Source organism: Streptomyces sp. NPDC088147, from assembly GCF_044741565.1.
In the GTDB taxonomy this organism is placed as follows: Bacteria; Actinomycetota; Actinomycetes; order Streptomycetales; family Streptomycetaceae; genus Streptomyces.
In genome coordinates, this window is sequence record NZ_JBIUSY010000001.1 from 1,164,383 (window position 1) to 1,176,876 (window position 12,494).

Genomic DNA, 12,494 nt, shown 5'->3' on the forward strand with positions numbered 1-12,494 from the left:
CCCAAACCACGGTTGGAGTCAACGCATAGAGCCTCCACCGATCCCGTAGCGGCTCACCTTGTGACCTTGCGTCTGAGCTCGCGGATGGTGTCCCGCCATTGCCAGGAATCGCTGCCCCGCCACTGTTCCTCGTCGACCGGCGACCAGGCCGCCAGTTCCTCCAGTCGGGTGATCACCGTGGAGGTCTCAGTGTCGGCCACTCCAGTCCCGCCGTCGAGCCGCTTTTTGATGTCGTGCAGTTGGTGAGCCGCACGGTAGTAGGACAGTTGAGTGTCGCTGAGCCTGCATATGGCATAGCCGCCCGCACTTGCTGCACCAGTCCAAGTCCGTGCGCGCCATGAGGTCGGCGACCGTGAGGAGGTCATCTCCGGCCACAACCGCGCGTTCGTGGGCATGCCGACACAGCGGCGAGTGGCCCTTGCCCTCGATCAGAGGGCTGGCATTGGTGGTGTAGACCTGGACTGCAGCCAGGGGCCCCAGAGGGAGGCCGCTACCGCTTCGCCAACGATCACTGCCGGGCTGCCGGAAAGGGGCGAGGCTGAGGCGGTCCTCGGTGAACAGGCCGTGCCATACGGCCGTCGGCAGTCCTCCAGGCTGTCCGGCGTCCAGGCTTCTCAGGTCGTGTGCGCTGCGCGCCAGGGCCAGCAGGCGAAGATTCAGGTTCCGGTCTTCGGTGGCGTAGGTCTGGCGGAGGGTCCGGCGTGTGCCATCGGCAAGACCGAGTCCTTCGCCGAAATGCAGATCGTGGACGCCCTCGCCGCGACCGGACAGCTGGGCCTCACTCGCCTCCGGCTCGGGACTCTGTTTCGGCTCCTCCGGGTCAAGCACGCTTCCGGGCAGGTCACGGGCCCCTGCGATGAGGACGCCCAGCCACCCCTTGGCCAGCCGCTTCTCGATGGTGTCCAGAGGCAGTACTTCCGCTCCCCCGCCCGCCGAGAAGACAAGGTAAAGCTCGTGGGCACCTGGCCCAAGTGTGCGCAGCGCACGGATGTGATCGGGGGTGACCGGGCGACGGTCGAAGACCGGGGTGTCATCGAAGACACCCGGCCGAACGATGCCCTGCTGCCTTCCCGGACCGCGGTCACGTTCGGGCAGATCCCGCGCCGCAGCGGCGGGACTGCACGGACGATTGCTCACCGAGCTCAGTAGCCGTTCGGCGACGAGATCAGGCACTTCCAGGGTGAGGACTCCGCTGCCCCAGTCGGCATCAACGGTCCACGTGAGCAGCACGCCGAGCGTCCACGTATCCAGCCCGTCCAGGAAATCGCGGACACCATGACTTGGCATAGCTTCGGATGCTTCCGGCATCTGCGCCGTCAGCCGGCATCTCGGTGCCCGGTCCGCCGGCGCCGCTGCCGCCCGGGCCTGCTCCTCCCAAGAGGCAATCAGGCGCGCCGTCTCGGCCCGGACCTCGTCATAGCCCTTCCGATTGCTGCGAATTCCTCGCACGATCTCGTACGACAGGTACGCACGCGTCCCCGGCCCTTCCCAGAGCCGCCCGGCCGCGCTCTGCCACCGGTGCCACAGGTCCACCAGCGCTCTGGACACCCGACTGTTGCCACCGAGCACCGCGAAAGCCGGATCCGCGTGCGGAACCTCGGGCATGGGGAGAGCCGTTGCGGCAGCAGTCACGACAAGCTCCTCCGGGTCTACAAACCGCGCCGCCTGCGCCCACAGCGTCTCCAGATACCGCATCTTCACCGTCACTGACGGCTTCGCCCACTCCTCAAGCCAGGGAAAGTGAGCAAGGGCGGCCTGTGCCCGATGCAGGCTCCGTCCCGCGCCGCGCCAGTGACTAACCTCGCCGTTTCACTTGGGTACGGCTGGCGTGGGGGCGGAAACGCGAAAGTGCCCTTCCTGACCTGGGACGATGAACCTTGCTGAGGGGTTCTGTCGGTCCAGGCGGAGGGCACTTTCTACGTGCAGGGTATCGGGTTGCGTCCCAGGGTCCATGTCAGTGCCGATGGTTCGGGGGTGGTCGGGCATGCCGGGGCACGGTTGCTGGCGGATCTCGCGGATGCCACTGGTCTGAGCGCCGCGTACTCCGCCGCTCTCAGGCCGCTTCGGCCGCGCGGGACCGGGCACGACCCGGGACGGGTCGCCACCGATCTCGCGGTGATGCTCGCCGACGGCGGTGAGGCGATCGCGGATCTGGCCGTGCTGCGGGACCAGGGCGAGGTGTTCGGTCCGGTCGCCTCCACACCCACGGCTTGGCGGTTGCTCGCCGACACCGACGAGGCCGCACTCGCTTCGCTGCGAGCGGCTCGCGCCACGGCCCGGGAAGTCGCCTGGATGCAGGCCGCCGAGACCGGCGAGGGCATACCTGCCGCTCGGGCCGGCGGACAAGAACTTCCCGGCCTGGTCCTGGACCTCGACGCCACGCTGGTCGCCTGTCACTCGGAAAAGGAACAGGCCGCCCCGAACTATAAGGGCGGCTTCGGCTTCCATCCGCTGCTGTGTTTCCTCGCGAACACCGGTGAGGCCGTGTCGGGACGGCTGCGGCCCGGCAACTCCGGAGCCAACACTGCCGCCGATCACATTGCGATGCTCGACCAGGCGCTCACGCAGATCCCCGACGCTCACCGGCACGGCATCGACATCCTGGTCCGCGCCGACAGTGCCGGATCCGCGAAAGCCTTCCTCACTCACGTCCGCGACCTGCGGAAACGAGGAATCCGTACCTCCTTCTCAGTCGGATACGCCATCACCGAGCCCGTCCGCCGCGCGATCCGCTCGGTGCCCGACCGCCTCTGGCATCCCGCCCTGGACCAGGACGGGACGCTGCGTGATGGCGCAGAGGCTGCTGAGCTGACCGGGCTGGTCGATCTGGACGGCTACCCGGCCGGCACCCGCATCATCGTGCGCCGCGAGCGGCCGCACCCCGGAGCCCAGATGTCCCTGTTCGATCAGGACGAGGGCCTGCGACATCAGGTGTTCCTCACCGACACCCCGTACTCCGGTGGTGGCTCCGCCCAGTTCCTGGAGGTCCGCCACCGCGGGCATGCCACCGTCGAGGACCACATCCGGTGCGGCAAGACCACCGGCTTCGGCCGCTTCCCCTCCCGCGGCTTCGGCGTCAACGCTGTCTGGCTCGAACTCAGCCTCACAGCGATCGATCTGCTGGCCTGGACGCGCGTCCTGCTGCTGGACGGGGAGCTGGCCACTGCCGAGCCGAAGAAGCTCCGCTACCGGCTGCTGCACGTCGCTGCCCGCCTCACCCGCGGCGGCCGACGCCTGCGCTTGCGGATATCGGCGACCTGGCCATGGAGAAACGAACTGGTCGCGGCCTTCCACCGTCTCGCCGCACTGCCCCGTCCGGCCAGCTGACCGGAAACCACCCTGCCCTCCCACGACCCGAAGGACTCCGGAGAACCCGACCACCGCGCCGGGATTCCACCATGTCCGAGCACCGAAATCGCGTCGGTCATCCGGCAGTTGTCCCTCAGCGACGCCTCAACACCCCAACCGAAACGGCGAGGTTAGCGTCTACCGTCCAGTTCTCGCAGCGCGACGACAGCGCGTTCACTCTCTTGGAGGGCTTGGAGGATGTTTCATGTGGTGAGTTTTGCCAGCTTCTTGTAGCAGGTCAGGGCTGCGGCGAGGCCGAGGAAGGCGAGGAAGTGACTGCCCTTGCGTTCGTATCGGACGGTGAGTCGGCAGTAGCCGAACAGCCAGGAGATCGACCGTTCGATCTTCCAGCGGTGGCGTCCGAGCCGTTCGCCGGACTCGATTCCCGGACGTGCGATCCGCGGAATCAGGCCGCGGTCACGGAGCCAGGCCAGGTGGTCCGCAGAGAAATACGCCTTGTCCGCACGGATCTTGACCGGTCGCCGTCGGCCCGGACCACGCCGGGAGCGGATGTCCGGTACCGCCAGGATCAGCGGCTTGAACGTCTGGCTGTCGTGCAGGTTCGCCCCAGACACCGCGACGGTCGGCGGATGCCCTGAGCGTCGCACAGGACGTGCAGTTCGCTGCCCTTCTTGCCGCGATCGACCGGGTTCGGCCCGGTCAGCGGTCCCCCTCTTCGTACGGACGGACGCTGCGTCGGTGATCGCCGAGGTCCAGTCGACCTCACCCCTGGCCCCGAGTTCATCCAGGACCGCCCGGTGCAGCCGACGCCACAGGCCCGCCTCGGTCCACGCCGTGAACCGGCGGTGCGCCGTCGCGGAAGAGGTGCCGAACGTCGGCGGCAGATGCCGCCAGACGCAACCGCTGGTCAGGACATACACCACAGCCGTGAACACCGCACGCTCGTCACACGGAGCGGCCCCACCGCCCTGCGGGCGAGCAGCGAACGACGGTAGCAACGGAGCGACCAGCTCCCAGAGTTCGTCAGGGACCAGCCGCTGCGACAGATCAGCACCCACAACCGCTCATGATGCCGGACAAGCCAAGCACCACGTGAGACATCCTCAAAAGCTCAGTCCGTTTCGATCTTGTCCAGATCGTGCGGGGGCAGGTGAAAGGCTGGTGAGAATAGCGGATATCTGCCTGGGGTAAGCCGAGCGAAGCATGACAGCGTAGACCTGGTCGGTGGTGAGTGACAGCAGTGCGGGGGACTGACCGGTGGGATACACGATTCCTGAGGGTGTCGACACGATGCTCGACGTGGTCGGGGTGGGGTGGCCGAATGTCGATGAGGACGCGTACCGGGATATGGCGGATGCGCTGCGGGAGTTCGCGGAGGACGTGGACGATGACGGTCACACGGCGCATGGGCACATTCAGCGGTTGTTGTCGACGGGTCGGAGTGAGTCGCTGACGGCGCTGGACACGCACTGGAAGAAGGTCGAGGGGAAGAACAAGGACCTGGCGGGTGCGGCGCGCCTTATCGCGGGGGCTCTTGACCGGGTGGCGGACATCATTGTCGCCCGGAAGATCGCCGCCGTGGCGGAACTCGCTGATCTGTGTGCCACGGTGGGGATCACGCTGGCTTTCGCTCCGGTCACGGCCGGGTTGTCGACGCTGATCGCGGGGGCGAAGATCGCGGCGACCCGGATCGCGTTCAAGAGGATCCTCAAGGAGATGGCGGAGGCGGCGGTCTCGGAGATCACCGCGATCCTCATGCAGCCCGCGGTGGCGGCGTTGGAGAGCATCGTGACGGATCTGGCGATCCAGACCGCGATGAACGTGACAGGTCAGCAGGACGGCGTCAACGCCGGCCAGGCTGTCCGGGCCGGCAAGGACGGCCTCCAGCTGAACTCGGCCGGTGGCGGTACCGGTCCGAGCGGTGGCCTGGGCATCGACCATGACGCCCACGGCAGCACCGGCGGGAAACTCGCGAGCGTGCAGGTGTCGATGAACACCCGTGCCGCGGGCAAGATAGGCAGGGCCAAGGGCCATCACGGCCGGGCCAAGGGGAAGGACTCCCTCACCGCCGTCCTCGACTCCACCATAGAAGGCGTCGTCGAGAAGCTGGCCAAGGGCCACGACCACATGGGCAAGCACGTCGGGAAGGAATTGCCCGACGCCATCGGCCTCAGCTCCAAGAACCACAGAAACACCGACCTGGACGTCGACGACCGCATCAAGAAGATCACCAGCGGCGACCGCCGCGACGACGGAGGGTTTGACGGGAAGAAGGGCAGCGAGGGATCTGCCCGCAGGCCGACGGACGGTTCCGGATCTGCCCGCAAGCCCGCGGACCGCCTGAACTTGAACGCGTCGAAGCTGTCCCAGCGGGCACGTGCTTTGGCTGACAAGGAGCTCTGTGGCGATCCGATCGACATGGCCAGTGGCCAGATGGTGCTCGATCAGACCGATGTTGACCTCCCGGGCGTGCTGCCGCTGGTGCTGCGCCGGACTCACCTATCCGGATACAGTGCGGGTCGCTCCTTCGGGCCGTCCTGGGCGTGCACGCTGGACGAACGTCTGGAGCAGGACGCGGCGCTGGGCGGCTTCTGGTGGTACCGGGAGGACGGCTCCGCCCTGGCCTACGCCCGTCTGCCGGATGTTCCCGGTGACCGGGTGGCTCCGGTTGCGGGCACGCGGATGCCGCTCACCTATGTCACCCGTGGCAGTAGCTATGTCCTGACCGTCCAGGACTTCCGCACCGGACTCGTACGCCACTTCGAAGCCGCTGCTTCCCGCGACGGCCTGTGGTGGCTCGTCTGCGTCGAAGACCGCAACGGCAACACCGTAACCGTGGAGCGCGACAAGGATGACCTCCCTCTCACGGTCAGTCACAGCGGCGGTTATCGCGTTCATGTCCACTCCGACGCCGAACGAGGGTGTGTTACCGGCCTGTCCGCAGCCCTGGATGAGAGCACCGTCCGGCTGCGAACCTTCGGCTACGACGAAACAGGGAACATGGCCTGGGCGCGCAACGCGGACGACGCCACGACGCACTACGCCTACGACGACGCGCACCGCATCACCGGATGGCGGGACTCCAACGGCACCGAGTTCACCTACGTGTACGACGCCGTCGGCCGGGTGGTCGAAACCCGCGGTACCGACGGCATCCTCAACTCGCAGATTATGTACGGGGACACGCAGGACAACGGCAGCAGCACCGTCACCTATACCGACTCCCTCGGGCATGCCACGCTCTACCGCGCCAACGCGCTTGGCCAGATCACCGCCGTCACCGACCCTCTCGGGCACACCACCACCCAGCACTGGGACCGCTACGACCACCTGCTCACCCGCACCGACCCACTGGGCCGAACCACTCATTGGGAGTGGGACGCCGTCGGCGACCTGGTCGCCGTCACCGCGCCCGACGGCGCCGTCAGCCACATCGAGTACAACGACCTGCACCTGCCGACACGGTGGACGGGCCCGGACGGTTCACAGATCCATCAGCAATTCGACATACGCGGCAACCGCACCTCGCTGACCGGTCCGGACGGCACCGTCACCCGCTACACCCATCACTCAACGGGCGCCCCCGCCACCATGACCGACGCATTGGGGTCGGTGCTGACAATCGAGGCTGACCCGGCCGGACTGCCGCTGGCCCTCACCGACGCTCACGATGCTCGCACCGTGTGCCGTCGCGACGCCTTCGGCCGGGTCGTCTCGCTGACCGACGCGCTCGGCGCCACCACCACCCTGATCTGGAATGCGGAGGGTCGCCTCCTTGAACGCGCGGCGGCCGACGGCACGCGCGAGACCTGGCGCTGGGACGGCGAGGGCAACTGCCTGCAACATACCGACGCACTCGGCGCATCCACCCGCTACACGTACGGTCCCTTCGATCTGCCGCGCTCGCGCCTGCTGCCGGACGGCTCCGCGTACGCCCTCAACTATGACACCGAACAACGGCTCACCAGTGTCACCGATCCGAGGGGCCTGACCTGGAACCTTCGCTACAACGAACGCGGCGAGCTCGTCGAGGAGACGGACTTTGACAGCCGAGGCATCACCAGTGTCTTCGATGCGGCCGGGCAACTGGCCTCGCGCCGTATGCCGGACGGTCACACGTGGACGTTCACCTACGACGGGAACGGCCGGGTCGTCACCAAGAACGTGAACGGGGCACGCACCACCTACTCCTACGGGGCCGCCGGGCGGCTGGAGCACGCCAGAACCGCCACCTCGGAGCTCACCCTCGCCTACGACGCCGCCGGACGTGTCATAGCCGAGACCGTCGACGGGCGCACCACGCGCTACCGCTACGACGCCCTCGGCCAGCGCACGGGACGCACCACTCCTACCGGAGCGGTCAGCGAGGGGACCTGGGACGCCGTCGGCAACCGTAGTGGACTGCGGCTGGGCCAGGCACACCAGTTGGCCTTCGAACATGACCTGCTGGGCCGCGAGATCCAGCGCATCCTCAGCCCGGAGGCCGCGATCACCTCGCAGTGGGACCAGCTGGGCCGGCTGACCAGCCAGACTCTCCGCGCCGGCGACCACCGGATGCGCGACCGCCGCTTCAGCTACCGCGCCGACGGAATGCTGACAGGCATCGACGACTTCGCCACCAGCCGCGCCACACAGTTCCAACTGGATCCGCTAGGCCGCCCCCTGGCTGCCCGGACTGGATCACGACAGCCCGAGACATACCGCTACGACCCGGCAGGCAACCAGAGCTTCGCCGAATGGCCGAGCAGCCGTGCCGCACCGGACTCCGCAGGGGAACGCTCCCTGGACGGCACCCGGATGCTGGCCGCAGGACGCACCACCTACCACTATGACGAGGCCGGCCGACTGGTCGAGCGCCGCAAAAGGCGCCTCTCCCACAAGCCGGACATCTGGCGCTACACCTGGGACCCGGAAGGCCGACTCACCACCTGCACCACCCCCGACGGCACCCTCTGGCGCTACCGCTACGACCCTTTGGGGCGCCGCACCGCCAAATGCCGCTTCACCGCCGACGGCCAGGTGACCGAAGAAATCCAGTTCACCTGGGACGGCGACCGGCTGGCCGAGGAGGCCAACACCGCCACCGGCACCCTCGTGTCGTGGGAATACGACGGATACCGGCCCCTGACCCAGTGCGAACGCAAACCCCGCACCCAGAACGAATTCGACAGCCGATTCTTCGCCATCGTCACCGACCTCATCGGCACGCCCACCGAACTCGTCGACGAACAAGGCGACGTGGCCTGGCAAACCCGTACCACCGTGTGGGGCACCACCACCTGGAACGCCGACGCCACCGCCTACACCCCCTTACGATTCCCCGGCCAGTACGCCGATCCCGAAACCGGCCTGCACTACAACTACTTCCGCCACTACGACCCCGAAACCGGCCGCTACGCCGCCCCCGACCCGCTCGGCCTGACCCCCGCGCCCAATCCCGTCGCCTACGTTGACAACCCTCACACACAGTTCGACCCGCACGGCCTGACCCCCTGCGACGAAAAGGACGTCACCTGGGGCGATCGTGTCCACTACCGAGAACTCGGCCCCGGCGGACGGGCCCAGGGAGTCACCGCCACCCTCACCCGCAGCATGATGGGTGGAAAGACAGACCCCGGCGTCGCCCCAGCCGGATGGGAGAGCAACAAGGGATACAACCGGGCCCATCTTCTGGGCGCCCAGATCGGCGGATCCAACAAGGACCCGCGGAATTTCGTCACCATGCACGCCTACGCCAACAGCCCCATGATGAGGCGCTACGAGACCCAGGTACGCAAGGCCGTGGACAAGGGCGAGGTGATTGAATACTCCGCCACCCCCGTATACAAGGGAGACAGCGTCATCCCCGAAGGCGTCTGGCTGGAGGCACAAGGCTCCGACGGATTCCAGTTCATGCCCAAAGGAGCGACCACCGGCACCAACCGGATCTACATACCCAACGACCCCAGGAACTGAAACAAAAAGGGCAGGCCAGTGAACGAGCACGTACGTCGTCTGATCGAAGTTCTGGATACGGATGCCACGGCACCACAGCAGCAGGACTGGTCCGGCGTCGAGTCGGAACTCCAGGTCCGACTCCCCGATGACTACAAGGAATTCATTGAGCGAGTAGGCGGCGGGTGGGTCGACGGCTACCTGTACATCCTCGCGCCGTCCTCTCTGAACCAGCACTACGATCTCGCCAAGTCGTCCGCCGAGCGCGAAGAGGCTTACGAAGATATCTTCGACATCGAGGACAAACCTGCCCAGCTCGAACCGGCCGGAAGCCGCATCGTCCCATGGGGCACCACCGACAACGGAGAGTGGCTCTTCTGGCGGATCCTTCCTGGACAAGAACCCGCCGAATTCGCCGTACTGATCAACGAAGCACGCGGTGACCGCTGGGAGTTCCACGAACTAGGATTCGCCGAATACCTGACTGCGGTACTGCAGAGCGAGATCCAGTCAGACATCCTCTCATCGGCGTTTCCCTCCAGCCCGCATGACTTCCGCAAGTTCACGCACACCCCCTAGCCCCTCCCCCGCCACTTCGCAAGCGCATCCTCCTCACCTCATTCCGGCACCACCAAACTCAGCAACCAACCATCAGCAAGTATCAACCACAGCGCAGCTACTACGACAAGCAACGCGCCCGCAGCAAAACCCACACCCAGGCCCTCCTCCGCCTCACCTGCCAACGCATCAGCGTCCTGTTCGCCATGCTCCGCGACGGCACCTTCTACGAATCTCGCACGCCCGCGGACGCCGATCTCGCCGCATGACCCCAGCAAGACCAAATCACCCCAAAATCGACAGGGGTGCCTTCACGAAGGACATAGAGGCACCCCTCGACAAACGTGATCGGCGCCGTAGACCTGGCGCGACAAGTTCCTCGTCCATGACGCCAGGGTGGCCCCGGGGTAACGAACACTCCCCCACCGCTTCACCTCCAACAGCCACTCGCCGTAATCACTGCGCCTCACCCGACGACCGTCCACACCCCCGTCGCATCTGCCTGCGACGGGGGCTTCCCCTGGGGGGAATCTGGGGAGTACGGACAGCGCCGGGGAGTGCTAGGGGAGAATCGTCTACGTAACGCGGCAGGAACCTGAAAGCCCCTGAAAGACCCGTCCCCGCAGGTCAGAGGCCGATCGAGGGGAGTCTGGTACGAGACCTTCCCCGGTGAGGCGAAGCACGGCTTCTGCCCTAACTGCGTTATGCAAGCAGAACTCGCGTCCCAGAGCTTCGTGTCTCATTCCCGGCGCCCACGTCAAGACCCTGCCACGGACCCTGGCGTGGATCGGGCCGCAAGGGAACAGGAGGCAGCTGGCGCGGGAGACGACGGACGCGGTCGACGAGCTGATCGGTCTGGCCGCGATGCCTTCCGCACCGCTCGCCGATCGCGTGGCCGCGCTCCGCCAGATCTCACGAAGTAAGCCAGGCTTCCGCACGTCTTTCGAAGCGATCGCCCCGATCGGACAGGTGCAGGGCGACCCGTCGGACCAGCGCCCTGTGCGCCGGTTTGTCCTCGCCCGCGGCAACCCCGAGGACGTACCGGCCGGACACCACGGTGGCGTGGGCCACAGGTCTCGACTCCAAGCCCGTCCGGTAGGTGTACAGCCAGGCCCCGCTCCGCGGTCTCTCGATCTCGGCAGTCACGCACCCGCCGAGTGACGGGGCGCAGCCCCAGGGCATGGCGCTGGCGGCGTACGTCCGGGCGGCCGTCGCGTCGGGCGCGACCCAGCGCACGGTGACGGAGAAGACGTCGCTGCCGTCACCGGACTCCGTGGCGAAGCGGCACACACTCGGGTGCGGCAGCCGGACTCCGTGCATCGTGCGGCTCCGCTTCTCCGGCAGCGCGAGATAGTCCGGGGCGAGTTCCGAGAGTAGTCCGGGGTCCACCAGGCCACAGCCGTCGGGCCAGTGCGGTGGTTCCGTTCCCCCCAGTGCGATGGGCCGGGCCGCATCCTTGGCGCGATGCTCCGGTCGCAGTCCGGTGTAGCGGGTTCCCTTCGCTTCCTCACTGCGGACCACGAGCAGTTCCCCACTCGCCCCCAGCAGCTTCCCGGCGACCGGCCAGGGCACCGACGCTGTACGGCGGCCGTCAAGATCCACCAACGTGCTGGCTCCGGGCCCCTGCCCGCCGGCGTCCCCAACGGACCAGCGCACGTCTCCGGAGTACGAGCCGTCCGTGGTCGTGTCGTCCACGATCACGCCGTCCGTCATGAAGGCGAAGCCCTTCAGAGGGCGGGCACGTTTCCAGGCGGGCTTCCCGGTATCCGCCCGAAAGGCCCGCAGTTCGTGGCCGACGCTCGCGTAGACGACCCCCTGTTCCTCCCCCAGCGGAATTCCGTCCCCCGCCTTCAGGATCTCCTCACCCGATTCCGTGAGCAACCGGAACTCCCCGGGCACCATGCGTACGCCGAGGGCCCCGTCCGCCGCAGTGAGCATGACGTTCTCCGCACGCCCCAGCCGCTTCCGCCATACGGACCTGCCGTCCCGCTCGTCCACCGCCTGGAGTTCCGCAGTCTCGCCCGGGCACTCACGGAGCAGTAAGAGACGGGTCGGCGTCGCCACCATCTCGTAGGGCACGTCCACGTAGGGTCGGGGGTTGTCGCACTGGGTGTCCAACGGGACGTTCCACCGGACCGTGCCGGTACGCGGCTCAAGGGCCAGCGCCCGGCCGCCTTCGATGACTACCGGTCCCCACTCCGCCAGGAGAAGGCCCTTGACGACGAAGTCACCGGCCCCCTTCCCGTCCGGCCCCGGTGCCGTCGCCCTGCGATGCCACAGCTCGCGCCCGGTCGCGAGATCGTACGCCCGCAGGGTGTCCTTGAAGTGGTCCTGCGTGTCCACGAGGAAGAGCACACCGCCCGACAGCCCCAGGTCGGGGGACTCCTCCGCGAAGCCGTTCACGATGGAGAGGAGTTGGCCACTCCGGGTGTCGATGACGCGGACGGAGCGGCCCACCGGAACCGCCAACGCCTCGTCGCTGAGGGCTGGTGGCACGTCGCGCGAGTCCAGCGCCCGCCCGGTGGCCACGTACGACCAGGCCACCTCCAGCGTGTTCGGAGGCCCGGACGGCTTGCCGACGGTCCTTCCGTCGCCGATCAGCAGCACCAGCAGGACGACGACCAGCAGGCCCGCTCCCGCCGCACGCAGCTCCGTACGCGAACTCCGACGTGCCATCCCACTCCCCGTCTCCC

7 protein-coding genes and 1 pseudogene are annotated in these 12,494 nt (G+C 67.3%); 4 read left to right on the top strand and 4 right to left on the bottom strand.

Features of this window, described 5'->3' with window-relative positions; genetic code table 11:
- Nucleotides 1-53 precede the first annotated feature (53 nt).
- Together ACIOGX_RS04205 and ACIOGX_RS04210 are read right to left on the bottom strand one after the other, a co-directional pair.
- A complete protein-coding gene (locus ACIOGX_RS04205) occupies nt 54-200 on the bottom strand; it encodes a hypothetical protein (RefSeq protein ID WP_401910130.1) in 147 nt (48 codons plus the stop codon).
- Complete coding sequence (locus ACIOGX_RS04210; protein ID WP_401910133.1) at nt 187-1,707, bottom strand: hypothetical protein; 1,521 nt, start codon at nt 1,705-1,707, stop codon at nt 187-189. Before ACIOGX_RS04210 ends, ACIOGX_RS04205 begins: the two co-directional genes overlap by 14 nt.
- A gap of 213 nt (nt 1,708-1,920) precedes the next feature.
- On the opposite strand from ACIOGX_RS04210, the gene ACIOGX_RS04215 reads away from it, so the two are divergent.
- The gene (locus ACIOGX_RS04215; protein ID WP_401910136.1) at nt 1,921-3,327 is read left to right on the top strand and encodes an IS1380 family transposase; all 1,407 of its coding nucleotides are present in this window, start codon (nt 1,921-1,923) and stop codon (nt 3,325-3,327) included.
- Between the two features lie 224 nt (nt 3,328-3,551).
- Here the strand turns inward: ACIOGX_RS04215 and ACIOGX_RS04220 are convergent, their stop codons facing one another.
- On the bottom strand, nt 3,552-4,367 hold the full coding sequence (locus ACIOGX_RS04220; RefSeq protein ID WP_401910138.1) for an IS5 family transposase: 816 nt from the start codon (nt 4,365-4,367) through the stop codon (nt 3,552-3,554).
- A 199-nt stretch (nt 4,368-4,566) separates the two neighbouring features.
- On the opposite strand from ACIOGX_RS04220, the gene ACIOGX_RS04225 reads away from it, so the two are divergent.
- The 3 genes and pseudogenes from ACIOGX_RS04225 to ACIOGX_RS04235 form a co-directional block, all read left to right on the top strand.
- Nucleotides 4,567-9,264, top strand: coding sequence for a DUF6531 domain-containing protein (locus ACIOGX_RS04225; RefSeq protein WP_401910141.1), 4,698 nt, complete (start codon nt 4,567-4,569; stop codon nt 9,262-9,264).
- 18 nt (nt 9,265-9,282) lie between these two features.
- A complete protein-coding gene (locus ACIOGX_RS04230) occupies nt 9,283-9,822 on the top strand; it encodes an SMI1/KNR4 family protein (protein ID WP_356518245.1) in 540 nt (179 codons plus the stop codon).
- A 92-nt stretch (nt 9,823-9,914) separates the two neighbouring features.
- Nucleotides 9,915-10,070, top strand: a pseudogene (locus ACIOGX_RS04235) (IS110 family transposase); the annotation flags it as partial.
- A gap of 643 nt (nt 10,071-10,713) precedes the next feature.
- On the opposite strand, the gene ACIOGX_RS04240 reads toward ACIOGX_RS04235, so the two are convergent.
- Complete coding sequence (locus ACIOGX_RS04240) at nt 10,714-12,477, bottom strand: PQQ-binding-like beta-propeller repeat protein (protein ID WP_401910144.1); 1,764 nt, start codon at nt 12,475-12,477, stop codon at nt 10,714-10,716.
- Between the last annotated feature and the right edge of the window lie 17 nt (nt 12,478-12,494).

Excerpts from the sequence above, each read along its gene's own strand:
- ACIOGX_RS04240 (WP_401910144.1), bottom strand. The coding sequence starts at position 12,477 with ATGGCACGTCGGAGTTCGCGTACGGAGCTGCGTGCGGCGGGAGCGGGC.